The following is a 24,596-nucleotide window of genomic DNA, read 5'->3' on the forward strand; positions in this document are numbered from 1 at the left end:
GAATGAGCAGTTATTTAGTACTATTGGTATAAAACCCTTGAACTGAACCTGATGTGCCCAAATCTAAGATATAGAAACTAGGTTAATTTTTATTATCGATAAAACAATGACCTAACTAGGGAACTTTTTCTCAGATCTTTCATCTATTATTTATCGCTTTGCTCGCAACAAGGAACAATTACATGCCAGCGCAGTCTTTCCAGCAACTACAACGCTACTTAGAAACCCAAGTTATTGGTCAGGACAATCTTGTTAAACAACTGCTTGTCGCACTTCTCGCCGATGGTCACATTTTGGTAGAGGGACCTCCTGGATTGGCAAAAACTCGCGCCGTAAAATCTTTGGCTGACTGTATTGAAGGGAGTTTTCATCGAGTTCAATTTACCCCAGATTTACTACCATCAGATTTAACAGGTACCGATGTTTATCGTCCAGAGACCGGTGAATTTCAGTTCAAGCCCGGCCCTATTTTTCATTCATTAGTTCTAGCGGATGAAGTGAACCGTGCTCCCGCTAAAGTACAAGCAGCCATGCTTGAAGCTATGGCTGAAAAACAAATCAGTGTCGGACAAACTACATATCCACTGCCTGAACTGTTTTTAGTGATGGCAACACAAAACCCCATCGAGCAAGAAGGTACCTACCCGTTACCTGAGGCACAACTAGACCGCTTTTTACTGCACCTAGAAGTGGATTATCCAAATGCACAAAGCGAGTTGGATATTTTGCGCTTAAACCGCGGCGAAGCGTTGGGTGAAGTGAGTACCTTTACCCACAAATTGTCACAGCAAGATATTTTTGAAGCGCGTCGTCAGGTACTGTCTATTCACATGGCAGAAACCATCGAAAAATACATCATACGTTTGATTATGGCGACCCGTGAGCCAAGCGCTTATAGCGAACAACTCAGCAACTGGATAGAAATGGGCGTAAGCCCGCGCGCCACCATTGCACTCGACCGTGCGGCTCGTGCCAATGCATGGCTTTCCGGGCGCGACTTTGTTAGCCCAGAAGACATCCATGCCGTCATCTACCCAGTGCTTCGTCATCGCTTATTGTTGACTTATCAAGCTCAAGCAGAAGGCATCAACGGCAATAAAGTCATCGAAGAGCTTCTGCGCACTGTAGCATCAGCATAAGGCAACAAGCATGTTTGAAGGTTTAAAAGCGCATGCTTTTTGGGGCAGGAGTGCCCATCGTTCGCATAAAACAGAGCAGACGTTATCGTCTGCTCACCTGCCCGACAGCACCAATGGCGTAACTGTCAGTATTGACGAGCTGAGTTTTTATCAACTGCACGGAAAACGCTGGCAACCACCAGCCAAAAGCCTATGGTCACAACTCAATGGGCAACATTCTAGCTCACGCAAAGGGCGCGGAATGACGTTTTCGGAAGTGCGTCAGTACCAAGCAGGCGACGATGTGCGCCAAATAGATTGGCGCGTAACCGCACGCACAGGTAAAGTGCACACCAAACTGTTCACCGAAGAGCGTGAACGCCCCGTGATTTTATTTCTAGATTTAACCCCCAGCATGTTCACTGGCACACAGTTGCTGCTTAAATCAGTACAAATGTGTCACCTTGCCAGCTTATTAGCATGGATAGCCATCGCCAACAAAGATCGCGTCGGCGCTTTCATCCGCTGCGGCAACCACATCACAGAAATAAGGCCATCCACCTCTAAAGTCGCCCTACTGCAACTGCTCAATAAACTGTGTGAAGTGCATAACCAAGGGCTATATGGTCAGCTTGATAACGTCAGTTCTGAACAAAACGATTCTATGCAAGTTATCGCCAATCGCTGCAAAAAAGGCAGTGAATTAATCATTTTAAGCGATTTTTCTGCCTTCTCCGAAGCTGACATTAAACTGGTCACCCAGATATCAGCCCACAACAGAGTAAGAGCAATCCAAATATACGACCCAATAGAAATGGGGGACACCCATGCTAAAGGCGTACAAAAACTGCAAGCAAAAGAGCATATCGTTTCTGTTAACTTATCCAGTCGTAAAGCCAAAAATGCCATTAAAAATGCGTTTGAACAGCAGCAGCAACTATTGACTGAGCAATTAAGTCAGTACGGTATCGCACTTTCTCAGATTTCAAGCGGTACACCGGTTTTACAACAACTTTTACATCATTCACTTAAGTAATTATCCATGACCCAAACCAACCAAGCACACACACTCCCTCTTAAATCACTTCACCTGCCACCCGAGCCAAGCGCTTGGCCTTTGGCTTGGGGATATTGGGGGGGATTGGCGTTAATTGTGATTGTGCTACTGGCCGCTTTTATTACGCATAAGAAGATACGCAACCGTAATCGAGCTAAAAAGGCGGCTTTACACATACTCAATCAACCCGCGCATCAACTCACTATCTCGGAAGCACAAGAGTTATTGCGCCAAGCGGCATTGAGTTACTTTCCACGTGAAGATATCGCTAATTTGACCGGCGATGAATGGCTGTCCTTCTTAGACTCGCAGTTATCAACGCCTCGCTTTATGGCTAAAAACGAACAATGGCAAATAGGGCTTTATTCTTCTGGCGTGAATGAACACCACACTAACCTTGCGCTAATCGAGGACTGTGCTTATTGGCTTGAGCATGCCCTTCCTCCTAAAAGAAAATATCGGAATTGGAATGAATCATGAGCGGTTTTACCTTTGAATGGTGGTGGATGTTCTTTGCATTACCTCTACCTTATCTCGCATTTCGCTTTCTAAAAGAACAACCAGCAAACGCACTCGTTGTCTTACCGCATCTGTCGCAAACCGCGACGGTACAAGACAAAACTACCCGACTGGCAAAAATTCTCGCTATTTTGGCATGGGTTTTATTGGTGACCGCTAGCGCGCGACCTGTTTGGTATGGCGACCCTATCGAAATACACCCTAAACATCGCGATATGATGCTGGTCATTGACCTTTCTTACTCCATGAGTCAAGAGGATATGCAGCAGGGTAATGACTACATTGATCGCTTATCGGCGGTTAAGCATGTAGTTTCAAACTTTATTGATAAGCGCTCAGGGGATCGCTTAGGGCTGGTTTATTTTGCCGATCATGCTTATTTGCAAACACCATTAACCTTCGATAGAGAAACGGTAAAAGAGCAGTTAAACCAAACGGTTCTGAAGCTAATCGGTACTCAAACTGCGATTGGCGACGGGATTGGGCTTGCCACCAAAACCTTTGTCGATAGCGATGCGCCGCAACGTGTCATGATTTTACTCAGCGATGGCAGTAATAATGCCGGGGTATTGGACCCTATTCAAGCGGCTGAAATTGCAAAAAAATATAAAGCGACGATTTACACCATCGGCGTAGGTGCAGGCAAAATGCAAGTGCAAGATTTCTTTATGACTCGCACCGTAAATACCGCTGAAGATCTGGATGAAAAGTCTTTAACCAAAATTGCAGAAATGACCGGCGGGCAATACTTTAGAGCCCGTGACGCAAAAGACTTGGAACACATCTACGACACAATCAACAACTTACAACCTATCCAAAAAGCTACTCAATCTTGGCGCCCAAGAAACGAGTGGTTTATGTGGCCAGCACTCATTGGTTTCTTGCTGGTCATGGTCACTGTTGTGATAAGGAGAAATGATGTCTAATTTTGAATTTCTTTATCCGCAAGCATTTTGGCTTGTGATACCTGTGCTAATCCTACTTACTTGGATGAAAAGTAGCTCGGCAAACTCGCAAATGATCGCTAAACATTTAGCCAAGGCGATGAGAGATAAAGTGCCACAAAAAAAATGGTCGTATGTATGGCCTTCGATATTTTCTGCGCTGTTGATCATCGCATTGGCAGGCCCAAGCTTTGAAAAACAAAACATTCCGGCCTCTCAATCTGCTCATGCACGCGTGCTAGTGCTAGATATGTCTCGTTCGGTATATGCCAACGATATAAAACCAAGCCGTTTAGACCAAATCAGATACAAAGCGCAAGATATTTTGCCTTTGTTTAAGCAAGGGCAAACAGGATTGGTGGCATTTGCAGGTGACGCGTATACCTTAAGCCCTCTCACCACTGATGCCGCAACATTGGCTAATTTGATACACAATCTATCTCCCGACATTATGCCCATTCAGGGAGCAAGAGCCGATCTTGGGGTAAAACAAGCCATCACTATGATGAAGCAAGCGGGTCTTAACAAAGGTGAAATCTTGTTATTTGCCGATGATCTTGATCAAAGTGAATTAGACAACATCAAAGAGTTACTCAACCACGGTCAATGGTCGTTATCTGTATTAGCCTTTGGCTCCAAAGACGGCGCACCAATTCCGCAAGCTGATGGCTCACTATTGACCACTTCAACTGGCGCCACTGTAATCGCGAAAACACAATTCAACCACTTAAAATCCGCCGCCAGGATCGGAAACGGCCACTTCGCCCAATATCGCCACGACAACCAAGACATCGCCAACCTAGTCACAAACTCAACCTTCGACACCTTAATCTCCGCAAAAACGGGAAAAACGGGAGACACCCATAAAAAACAGCAGGTAGAAGCAAAGATTAATAACGGCTTTTGGTTGATGCCTTTCGCTCTATTGTGCTTGTTACCTTTATTTCGTAAAGGCTTAGTGTTTTCCTCCGCGCTACTCTTTATCGGCCTAGGGTTGAACACTAATAATGCTCAAGCATCAACGTTAAATAACGCCTTCTCAAATTCAAACCAACGCGGATATTCTGCCTTTCAGAAAAAAGACTTTTCTGGTGCCACCCATTCATTTAAGGATTTTAAATGGAAAGCAGCTGCTCAGTATAATGCGGGCGATTATGCGGGGGCGATTGATAGCCTACAGGGATTTAAGGATATCGACTCTATTTACAATTTGGGGAATGCGTACGCTCAACATGGTGATTTGGATAAAGCAATTGAAAGCTATGAAGCTGTGCTTAAGCAAAACCCTGATCATGCTGATGCGAAATATAATCTTGAACTTGTCAAAAAACAGCAACAGCAACAGCAACAGCAACAGCAACAGCAACAGCAACAGCAACAGCAACAGCAACAGCAACAGCAACAGCAACAGCAACAGCAACAGCAACAGCAACAGCAACAGCAACAGCAACAGCAACAGCAACAGCAACAGCAACAGCAACAGCAACAGCAACAGCAACAGCAACAGCAACAGCAACAGCAACAGCAACAGCAACAGCAACAGCAACAGCAACAGCAACAGCAACAGCAACAGCAACAGCAACAGCAACAGCAACAAAAGTCTGGCGATAAGTCACAGCAGAGTCAATCTAAAGACCAACAAAATAACGGTCAAACCGATAAAAATAATCGTCAACAAGCTGAACAAAATCAGACATCTAGTACGCCTCAATCTAGGTCTCAAAAGCAGGACTTAGATAAGGGACAAAAAAGTAAAAAACCGGAGTCTGAACAAACACCTAAACAGAAAAGTAAATCGGGAAAAGATCTGCAAAAACAAGCTCATGTGAAGCACAGTCAGCAGACTAAGGAATCCGAAAAGTCGACTCCTGAAGGTAAAAAGACTAAGCCGCTGTCTTCGGCATCCAAAGGAAAAGCTCAGCAACAGAAAGTTGATCCAGATATGAGAAAGTTAGAACAAGTAGAAAGTGTTCGAGACCCGAGTTATTTGCTTAAAGCACAGATGCTACTTCAAGCAAAACATAAAGAAACACCGGCATCAAATGGGAAAAGTTGGTAGCGATAATGATTAAATTTAAATCCGTTATTTCCACGTTCGCACTTACTACAGGCTTACTCTGTAGCTTTTCGTCGTGGGCTCTTAATGTCACCGCAAGTGTCAGCAAAACTACAGTCACCAAAGATGAAATCATTCAACTAAAAGTAGCAGCCGATGAAAAGCTCGATAGTGACAGCATTAATCTAAATGTTTTATCTGATAATTTTTATGTTAGCCGACCAAGCTTTGGCTCATCAGTAAATATCATGAATGGTAAACGTACCGATAGTAGCGTGTGGACAGTATCTATTGCACCACGTAAAACGGGAACACTGACCATTCCTGCTTTTAATATCGAGAACGCAAAAACAGCGCCAATTACTTTAAAAGTTACGGCAAATGCGCAAACGCCTGATACTAAAGATCTTATTGAGGTTCGTACTAAGTTGGATAGAAAAGAACTCTATCCAAATGAAAGCACCACCTTAAATACTCGAATTATTGTTAAGGTTGATCCTCGCCTTTTGCAAAACCCTAATTTAACACCACCAAAGGCATCTGGTTTGCAATTAAAAGCATTAGCAGAACCTAAGCAATATCAAGCGGTTGTTGATGGTGTAGAAGTACTTATCATAGATCAAGCATTTCGTGTGACAGGCACGACAAGTGGTGAGTTTACGATCAATGCACCAACGCTCTCTGGCGCAGTACGTTACGGAAACCGTCAAGGTAGCAGCCACATTATATCTCTAGACGACCAACCTAAACAGATCGCTATTAAGGTACTGCCTATTCCTGATAACTATCATGGACAATGGCTGCCAACATCTAAATTGGATCTGTCTCAAAATTGGCAGTTAGACAATAACAAAACCATCAATAGTCAATCAGTTACGATTGAGGCTGGTGACTCACTAACCCGCACTATTAGCTTGACGGCAGCAGGGCTTACCTCTGCACAATTACCAAATCTAACCATAGAAAATCCAGACGCTTTTCGTGTATATAGTGAAAAACCAAGCTTTGTAGAAAATGATGACGGTAGCGTTACCATGAATACCAAGCAAGTATTAATCGCCAAACAAAGTGGCGAATACACCTTACCAGACGTCACCGTACAATGGTGGAACTCAACAACTAAGCAAGCACAAACAAGTCATGTTGATGGACTAAATATAAAGGTAAACCCTGGCGATAACCCGGAAACTCTGCCTGCGCCCACACCCACAACAAGGCCACCCATGAATTTAGATGCAAACTTAACTGAGCATCCACAAAATATGGACACCCATACTAACGACAATAAATTATGGCAATTATTAACCGCTCTATTTGCTGTGTTATGGCTATTTTCCACCATCATGTGGTTACGAGCTAGACAATACAACTCAACTCCTAAACAGCCATCTTATACAAGCCACATCGAAGGTGATCTGCAACGTCAACTTATAAAGGCGATACAACAAGGCGATTCTATAAAAGCTCAAGATATACTAGAGCGCTGGCTAAAGGCTGAAGATATTAAGCAAAAAGATACAATTGCAATAAAAGCGCAAATAACTCTTATGAATCAATCACTCATAGGAAAAGAATCGAAAGAATGGGACAGCTCTACGCTAATCAAAATGATTAAAAATGCTGAAAGTAACGGGATTAATAAAGAGAATGATCTTGCTCGTCTTTAGTTAATATCTATTAATTACCGCCTTCATTTGAGGGCGGTTTTTATTAGGACACCCAATCAAACCTTTCAAAGCCCGCATATAAATAAGCCCGGTTGCGGAATTAATTGAGCCACCCACTATAAAAACCATACTTAAATCACTCTACAATGGATAACAGGGTTTCCATTATTCACCTAGACTGCAATAAATTATCGATATTGGAGTCATATGATGCCCTGTCCTCGCAGAACCCAAATTAGTATCGAAGACACCCCATATTATCACTGCTGTAGCCGAGTGGTCCGTAGAGCCTATCTTTGTGGCCACGACTCTTATTCAGGAAGAAATTATGACCACAGGCGAGCATGGGTTGAATCGCGGCTAATCAAACTCGCTAGTATATTCGCCATTGATGTCGCGGCATTTGCTGTTATGTCGAATCACCTACACGTTGTATTGCGAATTGATGTCGATATGGTCAACAATTGGAGTGACCAGAAGGTAGTGGAGCAATGGCATAAGCTATTCAAAGGTGATGAATTGACTCATAAATTCACCAAAGGTGCATTGATAGAGGAGTTTGAAATATCCACTCTCAAACATAGGATTGCAACCTATCGTAGCCGACTGTGTGATATTAGTTGGTTTATGCGCTGCCTTAATGAACCAATAGCGAGACGAGCAAATCAAGAAGATCAATGTACTGGCCGATTTTGGGAAGGCCGGTTTAAGTCGCAAGCGTTACTTGATGATGCTGCTCTTCTCGCGTGTATGGCTTATGTGGATTTAAACCCCATCAGAGCTAAATTAGCCAAAACCTTAGAAGACTCAGAGCATACGAGTATTCAGCTTCGTATTCGTTCAGCGCTAAAAGGAGAACAACCCAAACCCCTACTGCCCTTTATAGAAAATGAATTTAATCATCAACCAAAGGGAGTTTCATTTTCACTAAAAGAGTATCTCCGACTCGTTGATACTACAGGTCGTATGCTTCAAGAAGGAAAGCCCGGAGCAATTGATGAAACAAGCGCTAACTTGCTGACAAAATTAAATATATCTCATGATAATTGGCTAAAGCTTACATCAGATTTTGGCAAGATCTTCCATGGTCCAGTAGGTTCGTTAGAAGAACTCACTTGTTATTGTGGGCATCTAGAAAAAAAGAGGCGTCACTTCTTAACCTGCTGCCAATACCTTCACGCTAGTTAACCAATGTCCTAATCTTATATTTCCCCTTTTAGCAGAATGAGGCTATAGGTCAGTTAACTATGCTTCTAAAATAAATTTCTAGCTCAAATCCTGACAATTCTTAGCTGATGACAGAATTTACGCTCACTCCTAATGGCAATTGAACGATTCCAACAACTAAAAGCAAAAATACTATTCATTAACCACATTATTAACAGTGGGTGGCAATATTAATTGATTAAATAATGTAATTTAACAATGGGTGGCATAATTAAATAGATCACTCTGGAAGCAACCATTCAATAAACTCATCAATTTCAGGTGCTTTCGCTTCTGCTGGCCTTAGCAAATAATAGCTCTGTCCCGAAGTAACATGACTAGGGTATGGGCGCATTAGACGGTTTAATTTTAAGTCTTCTTCGGCAAGAGTGATGTCCCCAATAGCGATACCAAAGCCTTGTTGAGCGGCATTCATTGCTTGGTCTAAAGTCGAAAAGATTTGATTTCGCTGACCTTTTTGCGAGGTATTGTTGGATTTTTCCAACCATAGAGCCCAATCGCTATGTGAAGGGTTAGCATGTAGCCATGTAAAGTTAGACAGTTCACTATCATTCCACTGAGACTGATTTCCAACAACTTTATTCCAAAGTTGTGGCGCACAAATGGGAGTCAACTTCTCTTCAAAAAGTATGTGCTCACTTACTGATAATGAATGAAGTGGTCTTCCGTACACTATGACCAAATCAAATGATTCAAAATTCGGGATATGTTGATGCTTAATGCTGGATGTCAACTCAACTTCTATGTCTGGGTGGCCCTGTTGAAATGACATCAGCCTTGGTAATAACCATGAAGTCACACAACTAGGAGCATTGAGCTTTATTCTGTTAGAACGCTCTGCAACCTTTACCACGGCCTTTTTCAGACGATCTACAATGTCTGCAGCCAACGGGACAAACTTACTGCCCTCGACAGTTAGCGCTAATCCCCTAGCCTGACGATAGAACAAAGCAACACCCGTGAACTCCTCTAATGACTGTATCTGACGACTGATAGCGCCCTGAGTCATATTCATCGCTTGAGCAGCATGCGTAAAGTTCAAATACTCCGCAGTGGCAAGGAAAACTTGCAAACTTTTCGTTGAGGGTAGTCTAGTATTCATAATAATTAACCATGAGTTAAATGCATGGCTAGTATGTGTTTATTTCGATACTTACTCAAACAGTTTTTGATTAAATTAGCCACATAAACACTGAAAACTGAATTGTTAGGCAGTTTTATTAATTTAACATTCATTTAGAGTATTTAACTCATGACATCTTTAGCCGCAAGACTCGCTCCTGAAAGCATAAAAAAACTGATACCTTATCAATCTGCTCGTCGCATTGGTGGTGCAGGTAGACTGTGGTTAAATGCCAACGAATTAGAGCATGGTATTCACTATGCTACACACACTGAAGACTACAATCGTTATCCGGATTTTTTGCCTCATGACATTGCTGTCGCGTATCAAAATTATTGCCAAACCAATGTTCCTGCTGTAGCTGTACGTGGCGCTGATGAAGCCATTGATTTACTTGTAAGAACTTTCTGTAAACCTGGCGCAGATAAAATACTTATCAGCTCACCAACCTACGCAATGTATGAGTTCTGTGCAGATGCAATGGCAGTAGAAACCATTGATGTGCCATTAAAAGGTAAAGAATTTCAATTAGATGTCGAAGGTATTATTCAAAATGCACCTCAAGCAAAAATTGTCTTTTTATGCTCTCCAAATAACCCTACTGGAAACCTATTGTCACGTACTGACATAATTTCAGTACTTGAGGGAACACAACACGATGCTTTAGTTGTTATTGATGAAGCTTATATCGAATTTGAATTAGCGGAAACAGTCATTGACCTTATCGCAACATACCCAAATCTAGTTGTAATTCGTACGCTCTCCAAAGCCTTTGGACTTGCTGCGGTTCGTTGCGGTTTCATCCTAGCAAATGAAGACATTATGGAATATGTGCTAAAACTTATTCCTCCTTATCCAATGCCTGATTGTTCAGCAAAAATTGTTCTAGATGCTCTGTCAGCAGAAGGTATTGATATTGCGTTAAAAAGCACCTCAGAGGTTATCAAAATCAAACATACTTTTATTGAAGCAATCAAAAACAATCAATGGATTGAGCATATTTATCCATCTTCAACTAACTTTGTTTTAATTCGTACAAACTCAAAAGCTCAGCTTTTCAACTACTTAAAAGAAAATGGGGTTGTTACTCGTAATCAATCTCATGAACCAGCACTAAACAACTGCGTCAGAATCACGATAGGCTCGCCAGAGTCGATGATGGAAGTCGCTCAACTCATAAACCAATACTCAATTTCATCGCTCTAAAAAGGGAAATAAGAATGAAAAAGCTCCTACTTGCACTTACTTTTGCCGCCTCACTCTGTTCTGCTAATGTTATGGCTAAACAGGTTCGTCTAGCATCAGATTTTACCTATGCGCCTTTTAACTACAAAAATGCAGAGGGCAAACCTGTTGGATTTGATATTGAAATTGCAGACGCGTTATGTGCTGAAGCAAAACTTGATTGTACATGGGTGTCTCAAAGCTGGGATGCACTTATTCCTAGCCTATTAGCTCGTAAATCAGATGTCATTATGGCTTCTATGCGTATTACTGAAGAACGTAAAAAACACGTATTGTTCACTGATAAATACTACCAAACACCAGCACGCTTCGTAGCCAAAGCAGATAGTAATATCAGCATGGATGAGCAAGGTCTAAAAGGTAAAGTGATTGGCGTACAACAAGGTACTATCCACGACCGTTATGTCACTGATAAATTTGGTAAAATCGCAACCATCAAACGTTACAGCGGCCAAGATGAAGTTTACTTAGATATGCAAAATGGTCGTTTGGATGTCACCTTTGGCAATGCTGACCAACTTATGCTGGCTTTCCTAGATAAAGAAGCAGGTAAAGGCTTTGAATTTAAAGGCAAAGCTGTGACAGACAAAGCTTACATCGGTGAAGGCACCGCCCTTGCATTAAGAAAACAAGACAAAGCCTTAGCAGAGAAATTTAACAAAGCTATTGCGACTATTCGTGCCAACGGTACTTACGACAAAATTGCTTCTAAATACTTTAACTTCGATATTTACGGCGCAGACTTAAAATAAAACCCAATATCCCTACACATAAGGTCTGATGCATAGCGTCAGACCTTTCTTTTTTTTAACCATTAAACCAGACACCCATACATATCCCCTATCAATTAATCGTGACACCCATTGTTAAAAGCTTTCATAAAATAACCTAGAACAGTCTCAAAAGAGCATCACCAAAGATCTTGCCGTAATGTGCCACCCATAGAAAAATCCCTTTGAACAACCCAATCCAGCCCTTACCCCACTCTTTCACTAACATGACACCCATTGTTAAAACACATAGTTAAACAAGCTCACACAGCAAAACCAACAGCCCTCACCTCTACTGTGCCACCCACAACAATCAAAACCCCACCACTCTCATAGCCCATTAATAAAACAACACGATACGTCATTTATTTTGATAGGTTTTTCCTATCGTAATGATAGAAACGTTCAAATTTATCTATGCCGTGTCTTGAGGCAATATAACTCCATCGACGCAATACAGCGTTAACCATTAAATCAAGTAAAGAGAGTGACAAAATGATCAACACAGAAATCAAGCCATTCCAAGCTACAGCATTCAAAAACGGTGAGTTCGTAGAAATTTCAGAGCAAGACGTAAAAGGCAAGTGGGCAATCTTCTTCTTCTACCCTGCTGATTTTACTTTTGTTTGTCCAACTGAGCTCGGTGATCTTGCAGACCACTACGAAGAACTACAAAGCCGCGGCGTAGAAGTTTATTCAGTATCAACTGACACTCACTTCACTCACAAAGCATGGCACGCAAGCTCTGACACAATCGGCAAAATCAACTACTTCATGGTTGGTGACCAATCAGGCGCTATCACAAACAACTTCAACGTAATGCGTGAAGGTCAAGGTCTTGCAGACCGCGCTACATTCCTAGTTGACCCGGAAGGCGTTATCCAAGCAATGGAAATCACAGCTGAAGGCATTGGCCGTAACGCTGGTGACCTACTACGTAAAGTTAAAGCAGCACAATACGTAGCAGCTAACCCTGGTGAAGTTTGCCCAGCTAAATGGGAAGAAGGCGAAGAAACACTAGTACCTTCTCTTGACCTAGTAGGCAAAATCTAAAATTCGAACCTAAATATTATTAGAGTTCAACCGGCACGCTTTGGCTTATCTACTAAAGGTTCAAAGCGTGCCACCTTTACCTTATTAACCATCTTGCATCCCATTTTTATATTTCCCTTTTTTAGCAAGAAGGTATGACACCTTAAGCTACCAACTTTAGAGTAGGCACAATTATGTTAGATCAAGCAATGAAGCAACAGCTCAAAGCATACTTAGAAAACCTAAAAACAAACGTTCAGCTTGTACTTAGCCTTGATGGCAGTGACACCGCTAACAAGCTTCAAGCATTAGCAGAAGATATTGTTTCACTGACTAACAAAATTGAAATTGTTCGTGATGATAACGCGAGCACTCGCCAGCCAATCATGCAAGTGGTCAACCCAGAAAAAGGCACAGCCATTGGTTTTGCCGGTCTACCTATGGGGCATGAATTTACCTCTCTCGTACTGGCACTTCTGCACACTGGTAATCATCCAATCAAATTAGATGCAGAAACTATTGAGCAAATAAAAGAGCTTAATCAGCCACTTAACGTTGAAATCTTTATCTCACTATCATGCCAAAACTGCCCTGAAGTTGTGCAAGCATTCAACATGATGTCGGCAATAAACCCATTGGTGAAAACCACCATGATCGATGGCTCTGCCTTCCAAGAGGAAGTGAAGTCTCGCGATATCATGGCAGTGCCAAGCGTATTTGTGAACGGCGAGCTATTTGGTCAAGGCCGTATGTCGCTTGCTGAAATACTAAACAAAGTAGACTCAGGTGCTGCAGAGAAAAAAGCAGCAAGCTTAGATAAACAAGCGCCATTTGATGTATTAGTGGTCGGCGGCGGCCCTGCTGGCTCTTCTGCAGCTATCTATGCTGCGCGTAAAGGCATTCGTACTGGCGTCGTTGCAGAGCGATTTGGCGGTCAGGTCATGGATACCATGGCAATCGAAAACTTTATCTCAGTCAAAGCCACGACCGGCCCTAAACTTGTCGCAAGCCTAGAAGAGCATGTAAAAGAATACGGCGTTGAAGTGATTACCGAGCAACGTGCCGCCAATATTATCGATGCACAAGAAACTGAAGACGGATACATCCATGTTGAGCTAGAAAGCGGCGCAACACTAAAAGCACGTACAGTGATAACTAGCACAGGTGCACGCTGGCGTGAAATGAACGTGCCTGGTGAGCAAGAGTACCGCAACAAAGGCGTCGCGTACTGCCCACACTGTGATGGTCCACTATTTAAAGGTAAGAGCACGGCCGTTATCGGTGGCGGTAACTCAGGCATCGAAGCGGCTATCGACCTGTCAGGTATTGTTAAGCACGTTACGGTTCTGGAATTTGCCGATACATTGCGCGCTGACCAAGTATTGATCGACAAAGCAAACTCGACGCCAAACATTGAAATCATAAAAATGGCACAAACAACTCGTGTACTTGGTGATGGAAACCGCGTAACTGGTCTTGAATACAAAGACCGTAATACTGACGAGCTTAAGCAAATTGAACTTGCAGGCATCTTCGTACAAATTGGTTTAATGCCAAATAGCGAATGGCTAAAAGAGACTAAAGTTGAGCTATCTCCACGCGGCGAAATCGAAATCAATGCACATGGCGCAACCTCAATGAAAGGTGTTTTTGCGGCCGGTGATGTCACTACCGTTCCTTATAAGCAAATTATCATCGCTATGGGAGAAGGTGCAAAAGCTAGCCTAGGTGCATTTGACCACCTGATTCGCAACCCAGCACCGGTAAAAAATACTGAAACTGCATAATAACCGAGAGCAAAAGTAAGTAGTCACCATCAACAAAACCTAGATTTCAAAAGGTCTGACATTACTCAATGCCAGACCTTTTCTATTTTAGACTCATTAATACAACCCAATGTAAACCACTCTTATGCTAGCGTGATCTCAATATCGAAATCATCTTCTTGCTATAAACAGCGCCCACTCAATTAAGCTATGATGATAAAACCTATCTAACCGAGCACAATAGATGACACTAGCCACAGATTTCGAACCCGTCTTTAAAGACTTCCTAATTAATAGTGCCACCCATGATCTTGCCCACGATATGTCGCATATCAAACGGGTAGTCAGCACCGCAAAAATGTTAGCAAAGCAAGAACAAGCCGATCTGTGGGTAATCATACCCGCTGCTTATTTACACGACTGTTTTACTTACCCTAAAAATCACGCTGAGCGTCATCTCAGCTCACAACTTGCCGCAGATAAAGCGCTGCAATTTTTGATCTCTATCGACTATCCCGCTCACACTTATCAAGCTATTTATCATGCTATTGCTGCGCACAGTTTTAGCGCTGATATTGTGCCAACCAGTCTAGAAGCACAGATAATACAAGATGCAGATCGCTTAGATTCACTGGGCGCGATAGGGATTGCGCGCTGTATTCAAGTCAGTAGCAGTTTTGAAGGACAGTTATATTCTGATAACGACCCTTTTGCAGAAAAAAGAGAGTTAGATGATCATCGCTATGCCATCGACCATTTCTTTACAAAGCTGTTTAAATTGCCCAAAACAATGAATACCAAAGCCGGGCAAAAAGAAGCGAATAAGCGGGTGATTTTTATGCGCCAATACTTAAATCAGCTTAGGCAAGAGATCCTCTGATCTTTAACGTCTCTCTGTCAGATACAAAATGACCGCTGACAATAAGCAATATTGAGGCGGTCATTTAAAGCTCTAAATTTAACGTTATTTAAAAATAAACTTACTCAGTCGCAGCTTCCTGCACAGACAATGCCTGCTTAGTTTGCTCTGCTGTTTTCAATATTCCAAGCTCGTGCAGTAGATGTTTAACCAAAATGGCATAAATAAACATCATTGGTAATCCCGCCACCACACACAGTGATTTAATGGTGTTAATGCCGCCGCCCGCTAAGAAAACACTAAAGCTAATTAAAGCAATCGCACCTGCCCACAATAGCTTCACTTTATTATCCGGGTCGCCATTAAGCTCAAGTCTGTTTGTGGTCAGCATTGCCGTTGCCACACTGGCGCTCGACATTGTTGTCAACATCAAGAAGAACTGAATAATGAGGAACAGACCTAAAATAAACGATTTAGCCGGTAAGGTTTTAATCAATGAAACCACCGCAAAGGTCAATCCACCGTCACTCATCCATTGTTGAACAGGTAATCCACCTAACATTTGCGCCCAAACTGCATAGCCACCAAAGATTGAGATAAAGAAAGCACAACCTAGCGACCCCATAGAAATGGTCGACAAAATAACTTGGCGAATAGTACGACCGCGAGATATTCGAGTGATGAATAAACCCATCATGATGAGGTAAGCGTAATACCAGAACCAGTAGTATTGAGTCCAGCTTTGTGGGAAACCACTTTGCTGTACTGGGTCAGTCCACATAGACATTCTGAAATAGCTATCGAACATCACGCCAAGTGAATCGGTAAAGTTGTTCAATATAAACTGCGGATTAGTTGAAAACAGCACAAACAACGCAAAACCAATCGCCATCAATACCGTATAGTCTGAAACTTTACTGATACCTTTGTTGAAGCCCACCAACATTACGCACAGTAGCACCACCACAAACAGTAAGATGATGCCGCCTTGCAACAACAAGCCATTTTCGATACCGAAAAGATCCGCTGCACCAGTACTTAACAACGTAACCGTTAAAGATAAAGAGCTAGCAAACGCGGCCAAAGTGCCAAAAATTGCCAGTAAATCAATCGCTTTTGCCACTACAGGGTTAGTACCTACAACCGATTCACACAAGGTAGATAACTTAAGAGTACGCTGTTTTTTAACGTAAAATGCATAAGCAAACGGAATCGCAGGGAAACAATAAATTGACCAACCAGTAATACCCCAGTGGAAAATTGAATAAGTCACCGCCCACGCCGCGGCAGAGAAACTATTAGCTTCAGCAAATAAAGGCGGAGCCTGCAAATAATACATCGGCTCGCCGATACCCCAATAAATCAGAGACGCACCAACACCGGCTGTAAAAATCATGCCGCCGTAGGTAAAGTTGCTGTATTCAGGTTTATCGTCACCTAATTTAATATTGCCGTGCTTAGAAAACGCTAACCAAAGTAGAAAGACAACCAGAGCTAAACTGGCAATTTGAACTAACCAGCCAAACCAGTTAGTCACAAAAGTCATCGCCCCACCTGCCATTGCTTGGGATTGTTCAGGAAACAAAGCCGAAACAAACAGCAAAACAATGACGAGAATAATGGCAGGAATCGCTAAACCAAAATTAAGATTCTTCACTGTCATCTCTCCATTTAGCTAGCGCGGCAATATGAGAAGGTTGAATACCGCAGCATCCTCCAATAATAGTGGCGCCTGCTTGATACCAAGATTTAGCAAGCTCTAGATAATCCGCCGGAGAGAGTTCACGCATTGACTGAATGGTATCGTTGGCTTCATGCCCTTCTGTAATGGGAGTAAAGCTATTAGCAAAAACGCCAATCACTGCATCAACGCCAGTTTCTTTAATCACGCTATGAGTTATCGCAATGGCTTTTTCCATCACTTCTGGAACAGAGCAATTAAAGAAAATACCGTCAACGCCGGCATTACATGCGGCTTTGGCTGCATCAACAACTAATTCACCAGAGCGTAATTTTGCTTCTGTTGAGGCGTCATCTTGCAAAGTGAAAGAGTAATAACAAGGCTTGTCCGTTGCTGAAAGCACCTCACTGATCATCTCAAACTCAGCAATACTCGCGACGGTTTCTGCCAGCCATAGATCTACATTTTTGTCTTGCGCATCAAACAGCGTTTGAGAAATAACGCGAGCTTCATTAACTTCAAACAAATCAGGGCGGTAACTACCAAAAGCAGGTGGAATAGAGCCAGCAACTAGCACTTTTGTCGCACTTTTATCAGCAACTTCTCTTGTTATTTCAGACGCTTTTTTTGCCAGTTCAAAACCTTGTGTTGAATAAAGCTCTTCTCCCAGATGAAAAGGGACACACGCATAACTGTTAACTGTGAGAATTTGAGCTCCCGCATCCACAAAACCTTGGTGGGCTTGGGACACATGCTGAGGTGATTCGATAAGTGCTTGAGCACTCCACAATGGTTGTGAAAAAGGTGCGCCAATTCGTTTTAGCTCTCGCCCCATACCACCATCGAGAATAGTTAAATCTTTCATTTTGAAGGTTCCATACAACTTTAACTGGAAACCTTATATTTAATACAAACTTCTCTCTTATAGATAGTGAAATACATTCAGGCGCAACATGAAGAAATTTCAGGTTAAACGCCGTTATTTCAAACAACAGCAATCATCATTCAAATTTTTCAACAAAATAAACGTTAGATAATCACAAATAAAACATAAAAACTCAAACGAGAATCGCTCTAAGTCTCAATTTTAACAAAATCGCTAATTTACTGAAAAAACCCCTTGATCTATTACAAAAATGCAACAAAATACCTTTTGTAATAAACGTATTTTTTGTAGGGCTTTATGCCTGTTAACACTCAGAAACTAGGTGAATAAAAAATAGCATCTACCATAAAAAACTGATATTTCAATGGTTTATATTTATAATCTTTCCATGTTTTTTATGTGGGATTAACGCAAAAAACCGTACAATCACGAACGATAATGATATATTGTATCAATACTTGGTCGGTTATCTATTTGTGTGAATTATGTTTACATTAATGGCTAAAACTGGCTTCGCTTATAACAATAAAGGTAATGATTATGACAAAAAAACTGACAACTGCCGCTGGCTGCCCTGTTGCTCATAACCAAGATGTACTGACTGCAGGTAAACGTGGCCCTCAACTACTACAAGATGTTTGGTTCCTAGAGAAACTGGCACATTTTGATCGTGAAGTGATCCCTGAGCGTCGTATGCACGCAAAAGGCTCTGGTGCATACGGTACTTTCACTGTTACCCACGACATCACAAAATTCACCAAAGCAAATATCTTCTCTGAAATTGGTAAGAAAACAGACTTATTTGCTCGTTTTACAACGGTTGCAGGTGAGCGTGGCGCTGCCGATGCTGAGCGTGATATTCGCGGTTTTGCACTAAAATTCTACACAGAAGAAGGTAACTGGGATCTTGTTGGTAACAACACTCCTGTGTTCTTCTTGCGTGATCCTCTAAAATTCCCAGATCTTAACCATGCGGTTAAACGCGATCCAAGAACTAACATGCGTAGCGCAGAAAACAACTGGGATTTCTGGACTTCTCTTCCTGAAGCACTCCACCAGATCACTATCGTAATGAGTGATCGCGGTATTCCAGCAAGCTACCGCTGCATGCACGGTTACGGAAGCCACACGTTCAGCTTCATCAATGCTGACAACGAAAGATACTGGGTTAAATTCCACTTCAAAACTCAGCAAGGCATCAAAAACCTAACTGACCAAGAAGCACAAGATCTAGTTGGTCAAGATCGCGAAAGCCATCAAAAAGATCTATACGAAAGCATTGAGAACGGTGATTTCCCTAAATGGAATCTACAAGTTCAGATCATGCCAGAAAAAGATGCAGAAACAGTATCTTACAACCCATTTGACCTAACTAAAGTATGGCCACATGACGACTACCCTCTGCATGATGTTGGTGTGTTTGAACTGAACAAAAACCCACAAAACTTCTTTGCTGAAGTTGAGCAGTCTGCATTTAACCCTGCTGCAGTTGTACCAGGTATTGGTTTCTCACCTGACCGCATGTTACAAGGTCGTTTGTTCTCTTACGGTGATGCTCAACGTTATCGTCTAGGTGTAAACCACCATCAAATTCCAGTAAACGCACCTCGTTGCCCTGTACACAGCTACCATAGAGATGGCGCAATGCGTACTGACGGTAACTTTGGTTCAACCATCGGTTATGAGCCAAACCAACACAAAGAGTGGGCAGAACAACCTGAGTTTTCTGAGCCACCTCTTGAGCTACAAGGTGTTGCGACACATTGGGATCACCGTGAAGATGATGATTACTTTACCCAAGCAGGTAACCTGTTCCGCATCATGACCGCTGATGAGCAACAACGTTTGTTTGAAAACACAGCGCGCGCTATGACTGGCGTATCGCTACCAATCAAACACAAGCACATCAACCACGCGCTACAAGCAGACAAAGCTTACGGCGAAGGTCTTGCTAAAGCGATGGAAATCAACATCGAAGATATCAATCTATAAGGAGTCTTATGTTTGAAGAACTCTTTCAGATCTTTAGCCTAGAAGAAAGCTTTTTGCTTCTATGGTGATAGATCTAATCTAAGGTATTTATATCTTTAGAATGAATGATCAAGCCCTGCAGGTTTCTGACTTGTGGGGCTTTTGTGTTTAAGTAGAACTTGATGATTTACGGTTCGATGTTTTGCAAAAATTTAGGGGAATAAATTGTGGGTGTCTTGATTAATTCTCTAAGGGGATAATTTAAAGCGGAATAAATTTGGCTATACCTCAGAGACAGTATCGACTCAAGGACATGATTTATATGGTTTTTTAATGAGGATGATAGTGTAATTGCGGGTATTTAGAAGCTATTAGCTTGGTGACGATACGTAGCTAAAGATTATGGGTGTCTCGATTAATTTACCTATTTGTTTTACCTTTGCTCATAAAGTCTAACCAAAGCCAGATGGCTTTGGTTTATCACTTTAATCTGCCAAACAGCTAGCAATTATGAGCAAGAACCACAACAAACACCTGGTTCACCGTGTTTTTTCTTAGGCGCTTCTTTCTCAGTACTTGCATCTGTTTCTGTATTCTGTTGTGTTTGAAGTGCAGCGTTTGTTGCTTGCTCGTCTTTTTTGGCAAATAATTTTTTCACTGAAAATGTCATAATATAGTTCTCTTCTTTAATTAATTTTCATTCACTACACGTTATGGCAGAAACGAATGATGATTTTTTAATATGCATATAAGTTGCATCTGAAATACATGTTATATCGTATTTGATTCAGATCAAGCTTTATTTTGCCAATATCAAAGAATTCGAACGACTCAGCCATACCTTCGGCAGGGTATCGCACATATAGAAATCACCTCTGTTCCGATTAGTACTCCAGCGACAACGTTGACTTTATTTTCTTTACGATAAGTGTCCAATTCTTACTCATATGCTACTGAAATAATTGATGTCTTGTTGCGCAAAATGTTCATCTCCGACGGGTAAAACAAGAACACTTTTTACTCATAAAGATCGATAACATCATCTAGATTTAGACGCAATTACTGCGAATGTGGTTAGAGTGAATCGTGCTGTATTTAGTGTCTCGGAAAATAAGTTTTAACTATGAGTCCTTAAAATGAGTTATGTGGACACCCATAAACAATCAAAAGTGGATCATAGCGAAAAGGCTTGAAAGGTTGTTCACTACAACTCACTCTTTGGCTAAGAGACTGAGTCAGAAATCATGGGTGTCTCTCTTTTTTCAATCTGAATTTTTCATATCTAACAGACAAAAATGACAATGCCAACCTAGACTTGGTTGGCATTATTTTTTAAATCAGCATTCAGTCAGTTAAATCCCTCGATACCTAAACAACCAATATGAGTAACAAGATGGGATCAATACAAATAGCAGTATTGCGACTAAAGAAATATAGAAGCTAGGATATATGAGGGTAGTTAATAACAGCAAGGTGCCAGTCACAGCTGAAACTTTGGCTATGAGTCTATGCGTTAATCTCCAATTATTGGTACTGGCCAATGTCCACGGTAGTTTGCATCCAAAGAGATAGTTGGGCTCTATCTTTCCCCAGAAATTACTCGATATGATAAAAAATAATGCGATAGAACAGACCTTTGTTTGACAACCTGCCATATTTTCAGCCATCTCATGGTATTGCGTAAGATTTGCGTAGTGATAACCCAGCATTAAGACACCCATCGCAATAATGGCCTCTTTCGTTGCGAACGTACTATTATCTAAATTCAGTTTTGTTGGGCGCAGTTTAACGTACAGCATCGTTAAGAGAATACATGCCAAATAGGTAGTCGGTAAAAATATTGTCGCCACGTTTTTGGTTACATATTGGTATCCCACCCCATCTAAGGTGTATCGCATTGCCAGCATATCTGGCAGTGAGGAGTATGATAAATAGCTGATAAACAACATTAAAAAAAGAATTGCAGCGCATATGATATTTCTAATCATTTGAGGCCCTTAGTATCAATTAATGAATACATGTACGTGAGAACATCCTCCATTAAGGAGGTGTGTACCGTGTAGTAGATATTCCTTCCTTTCCTTGTCTTAATAATCAAATTGGCTGATCTGAGTTTATTTAAATGGTGAGTAACCGATGCTGGCGTGATGTCTAGTTGACTAGCAATGTCAGAAGAGCACAGTTCACCATGCTTTAGCATGTCGAGTATCTTACGGCGATGGGGATCAGATAATGCTTCAAAGATATCTTGCATGATTTTCAGTTTGATAATTAGATGACCATCTAATTATCAAACTGAGCAGGTTCACTGTATATACTTGAATTTTAAATCAAATGTTTCATTTTCGGATGTGTAGGCTGCTTTTTAGCCATCGCAACGTGATGTAGTGTGGAAATAATGTGGACACCCATAATTAAATTCAAAATCAATGCATCTAGTGATCTTCAAAGGTGCTTCACTTCCAGCCCATTCTTTGACAAAACAACGGCACTATAAATCATGGGTGTCTCGATAAAACAGGCAGCATTAAACATGGATGTCCACGATAATTAATCGTAGGGGCTTGGAAAAATAACGTAAATAACGTGGACACCCACCATAAAATCAAGAGTAAATGTACAGAATCAGCTTAAGTGACGGTTACTTCCTTACTCATTCTTTGGCAAAACAACGGCACCATAAATCATGGGTATCTCGATAAAACAAAGGCAGCATTAAACATGGGTGTCCACAATAATTAATCGTAGGGACTTGGAAAAATAACGTGGACACCCACCATAAAACCAAGAGTAAACATACAGAACTAGCTTAAGTGACGGTTGGCCCCTTACTCATTCTTTGGCAAAACAACAGCGCCATAAATCATGGGTGTCTCGATAAAATTCGATAAATTAAGCTAACTAAAAAGGGCCACTTCATAATAAAGTGGCCCTTTGCGGTATTACTCGATGAAAATAAGCGGTTCGCTGATTTCCTTGGTATCAGGATTCAGCAATTCCATGCCGGTGTAGGCTGGTCCTTGGCCTGCTTTTTTGTTCGGGTATTTCTCCATCATCATTTCGTGACGTTCTCTCATCCGTGCAAACGAATTGCCGTGCATGACCATGTTTACCAACAGTGGGGATTGCTCTCTTGGATCGTTGAGCAGGTCATAATAGGTTGAGCCAATACCACTTGCTGCTGTTGGGTCGGTATTTATCCAGTGCATTTTGTAATGCTTCTTGACCGTTGCACCCAATTTGTCTCCAGAATAAATATGAACATAATCTCGACGCCCATGCGTATCACCATTAATCAGCAAAGAGGTTTGGTCGATACCATCAATCACTCTGTCATCTGGGATATTTTCTGTCGCGTTACCTAATCGAGCAAAAGTAGTGTAAAGGTCAGTCACATGAATAATATCACCAACGGTTTGTCCTGGTTCTATCATTCCTGGCCACCATGCTTGAGCGGTTACTCGCACTCCGCCTTCGGTAAAGTCTCCTTTACCACCTCGGAATAAGCCTTCTCCCATACCTAATCCCGCAGGTGGATTGTGCGTCATTGGTCCATTATCCGCCATTGCAATGACTAAGGTGTTCTCTTCAATGCCCGCTTTCTTCAATGTATCCATCAAAGCGCCTGCCGATGGATCAAGGTTATTCTGATACGCATCCCCTACTATGCCTCGCTGGCGAGATGATTTTTGCTGTTCAGGAATAAACGAAACCCACTGTGGCCACCAAGCAACATAAAACGGCTGTTTGGCTGCGGCATTAGTTTCGATAAAATCTAAAGCTCTTCGCTCTGCTTCTTGATCAAATTGGTTATAACAATCTAACGAAACACCACACCACTCTTTCGCTTGTTGCCCCTTATGTCCTTCATAAAAAAGCACAATATCGTCACTCATATAGGTATCATCTAAATGATAAGGATCGGGAGCTAGTACGGAATCTTTAAATCCTATGGTCGCATTAGCGGATTCACCTTGTTCGTTCCAAATACTGGCAACTTGGTTATAAATCGCGGCAAAAGCAACGTCAAAACCTTGGTTATGCATATAAGACTCTTCAATATCACCAAGGTGCGCCTTACCAAAAAAGCCTGTCGCATAGCCCGCATCGGATAAAATATTCGCCGTTGTCACTGACTCTTCTGAAATGCCATGGTACTCAACGGGGAAACCCACTCTATACATGCCATTTCGAATGGGATGCTGCCCTGTTAAGGCTGCCGCTCGCGTTGGCGTGCAAGATGGCTCAGTGTACATGCGGCTAAATAGCATTCCTTCATCAGCCATTTGATTTAGATTTGGCGTATCGTAACCACGCGATTGCTGAATAGCCGGGACACCAATCGCGCCCATAGGTTGGTCATCCCACATAAAGTGAACAATATTGGGCGGTGTTCCATACTCCTCTGCTAACTCCGCAAGTTTGGCGTCTAAGTCTTTATCTTCAACTTCCCAAACCTTTCCATTTTGCGCTTCAAGAATATAATATTCTGCATCATGGACTACGTTTGAATTAGCCGTTGCGGTAAAAGGAAGTATAGATAAGGCTATTGGTAACAGTTTAAAGTTACTCAGCCGCTTATTTGTTGAAATAATCATTTATATACCTATTGCAAGTTGAAATATTAATATTGAAGTGACATATAATATTCCCTGTATATAATCACCACACAAAA

General features: G+C 41.8%; 20 protein-coding genes. 13 read left to right on the forward strand and 7 right to left on the reverse strand.

The window, feature by feature from the left end; genetic code table 11:
- Positions 1 to 182 precede the first annotated feature (182 nt).
- The 7 genes from VHA01S_RS09920 to VHA01S_RS09950 all read left to right on the forward strand — a co-directional run bounded on the left by VHA01S_RS09920 (position 183) and on the right by VHA01S_RS09950 (position 8,549).
- A complete protein-coding gene (locus tag VHA01S_RS09920) occupies positions 183 to 1,139 on the forward strand; it encodes an AAA family ATPase (RefSeq protein ID WP_023404222.1) in 957 nt (318 codons plus the stop codon).
- Between the two features lie 10 nt (positions 1,140 to 1,149).
- Complete coding sequence (locus VHA01S_RS09925) at positions 1,150 to 2,154, forward strand: DUF58 domain-containing protein (protein WP_023404223.1); 1,005 nt, start codon at positions 1,150 to 1,152, stop codon at positions 2,152 to 2,154.
- Positions 2,155 to 2,160: 6 nt separating this feature from the next.
- Positions 2,161 to 2,655: a DUF4381 domain-containing protein gene (locus VHA01S_RS09930; protein ID WP_023404224.1), complete on the forward strand. Its 495-nt coding sequence runs from the start codon at positions 2,161 to 2,163 to the stop codon at positions 2,653 to 2,655.
- Positions 2,652 to 3,620 carry a vWA domain-containing protein gene (locus VHA01S_RS09935; RefSeq protein ID WP_023404225.1) on the forward strand — a complete coding sequence of 323 codons (969 nt, stop codon included), beginning with the start codon at positions 2,652 to 2,654 and terminating at the stop codon, positions 3,618 to 3,620. The genes VHA01S_RS09930 and VHA01S_RS09935 overlap by 4 nt, the downstream gene beginning before the upstream one ends.
- Positions 3,613 to 5,697 (forward strand): vWA domain-containing protein, encoded by a 2,085-nt coding sequence (locus VHA01S_RS09940; protein WP_023404226.1) that lies wholly within the window; start codon positions 3,613 to 3,615, stop codon positions 5,695 to 5,697. The genes VHA01S_RS09935 and VHA01S_RS09940 overlap by 8 nt, the downstream gene beginning before the upstream one ends.
- A 5-nt stretch (positions 5,698 to 5,702) precedes the next feature.
- Positions 5,703 to 7,361: a BatD family protein gene (locus tag VHA01S_RS09945; RefSeq protein WP_023404227.1), complete on the forward strand. Its 1,659-nt coding sequence runs from the start codon at positions 5,703 to 5,705 to the stop codon at positions 7,359 to 7,361.
- A 207-nt stretch (positions 7,362 to 7,568) separates the two neighbouring features.
- Positions 7,569 to 8,549, forward strand: a complete 981-nt coding sequence (locus tag VHA01S_RS09950; protein WP_217995351.1) for a transposase — start codon at positions 7,569 to 7,571, stop codon at positions 8,547 to 8,549.
- 259 nt (positions 8,550 to 8,808) lie between these two features.
- Here the strand turns inward: VHA01S_RS09950 and VHA01S_RS09955 are convergent, their stop codons facing one another.
- Positions 8,809 to 9,690, reverse strand: a complete 882-nt coding sequence (locus VHA01S_RS09955) for a LysR substrate-binding domain-containing protein (protein ID WP_023404229.1) — start codon at positions 9,688 to 9,690, stop codon at positions 8,809 to 8,811.
- Between the two features lie 150 nt (positions 9,691 to 9,840).
- Between VHA01S_RS09955 and hisC the strand changes: the two genes are divergently transcribed.
- The 5 genes from hisC to VHA01S_RS09980 all read left to right on the forward strand — a co-directional run bounded on the left by hisC (position 9,841) and on the right by VHA01S_RS09980 (position 15,404).
- Complete coding sequence (gene hisC, locus VHA01S_RS09960) at positions 9,841 to 10,917, forward strand: histidinol-phosphate transaminase (RefSeq protein WP_023404230.1); 1,077 nt, start codon at positions 9,841 to 9,843, stop codon at positions 10,915 to 10,917.
- Positions 10,918 to 10,931: 14 nt separating this feature from the next.
- On the forward strand, positions 10,932 to 11,708 hold the full coding sequence (locus VHA01S_RS09965) for an ABC transporter substrate-binding protein (RefSeq protein ID WP_023404231.1): 777 nt from the start codon (positions 10,932 to 10,934) through the stop codon (positions 11,706 to 11,708).
- A 513-nt stretch (positions 11,709 to 12,221) separates the two neighbouring features.
- Positions 12,222 to 12,779, forward strand: a complete 558-nt coding sequence (gene ahpC / locus VHA01S_RS09970; protein WP_023404232.1) for an alkyl hydroperoxide reductase subunit C — start codon at positions 12,222 to 12,224, stop codon at positions 12,777 to 12,779.
- 173 nt (positions 12,780 to 12,952) lie between these two features.
- Positions 12,953 to 14,545, forward strand: a complete 1,593-nt coding sequence (ahpF, locus tag VHA01S_RS09975; RefSeq protein WP_023404233.1) for an alkyl hydroperoxide reductase subunit F — start codon at positions 12,953 to 12,955, stop codon at positions 14,543 to 14,545.
- Between the two features lie 223 nt (positions 14,546 to 14,768).
- A complete protein-coding gene (locus VHA01S_RS09980) occupies positions 14,769 to 15,404 on the forward strand; it encodes an HD domain-containing protein (RefSeq protein ID WP_023404234.1) in 636 nt (211 codons plus the stop codon).
- A 100-nt stretch (positions 15,405 to 15,504) separates the two neighbouring features.
- On the opposite strand, the gene VHA01S_RS09985 is transcribed toward VHA01S_RS09980, so the two are convergent.
- The gene (locus VHA01S_RS09985; protein WP_052029609.1) at positions 15,505 to 17,040 is read right to left on the reverse strand and encodes a BCCT family transporter; all 1,536 of its coding nucleotides are present in this window, start codon (positions 17,038 to 17,040) and stop codon (positions 15,505 to 15,507) included.
- Positions 17,027 to 17,929, reverse strand: coding sequence for a homocysteine S-methyltransferase family protein (locus VHA01S_RS09990; RefSeq protein WP_023404236.1), 903 nt, complete (start codon positions 17,927 to 17,929; stop codon positions 17,027 to 17,029). Before VHA01S_RS09990 ends, VHA01S_RS09985 begins: the two co-directional genes overlap by 14 nt.
- A 561-nt stretch (positions 17,930 to 18,490) precedes the next feature.
- On the opposite strand from VHA01S_RS09990, the gene katE2 reads away from it, so the two are divergent.
- On the forward strand, positions 18,491 to 19,942 hold the full coding sequence (gene katE2, locus VHA01S_RS09995) for a catalase KatE2 (RefSeq protein WP_023404237.1): 1,452 nt from the start codon (positions 18,491 to 18,493) through the stop codon (positions 19,940 to 19,942).
- Between the two features lie 487 nt (positions 19,943 to 20,429).
- Here the strand turns inward: katE2 and VHA01S_RS18105 are convergent, their stop codons facing one another.
- From VHA01S_RS18105 to VHA01S_RS10010, 4 genes are all read right to left on the reverse strand, one after another.
- Positions 20,430 to 20,591 carry a CCGSCS motif protein gene (locus VHA01S_RS18105; protein WP_023404238.1) on the reverse strand — a complete coding sequence of 54 codons (162 nt, stop codon included), beginning with the start codon at positions 20,589 to 20,591 and terminating at the stop codon, positions 20,430 to 20,432.
- Between the two features lie 682 nt (positions 20,592 to 21,273).
- Complete coding sequence (locus VHA01S_RS17825) at positions 21,274 to 21,909, reverse strand: SdpI family protein (RefSeq protein WP_052029610.1); 636 nt, start codon at positions 21,907 to 21,909, stop codon at positions 21,274 to 21,276.
- Positions 21,906 to 22,175 (reverse strand): metalloregulator ArsR/SmtB family transcription factor, encoded by a 270-nt coding sequence (locus VHA01S_RS18795; protein WP_023404239.1) that lies wholly within the window; start codon positions 22,173 to 22,175, stop codon positions 21,906 to 21,908. Before VHA01S_RS18795 ends, VHA01S_RS17825 begins: the two co-directional genes overlap by 4 nt.
- 688 nt (positions 22,176 to 22,863) lie before the next feature.
- Positions 22,864 to 24,519: a sulfatase-like hydrolase/transferase gene (locus VHA01S_RS10010; protein WP_023404240.1), complete on the reverse strand. Its 1,656-nt coding sequence runs from the start codon at positions 24,517 to 24,519 to the stop codon at positions 22,864 to 22,866.
- Between the last annotated feature and the right edge of the window lie 77 nt (positions 24,520 to 24,596).

This window comes from Vibrio halioticoli NBRC 102217 (assembly GCF_000496695.1).
GTDB lineage: Bacteria > Pseudomonadota > Gammaproteobacteria > Enterobacterales > Vibrionaceae > Vibrio > Vibrio halioticoli.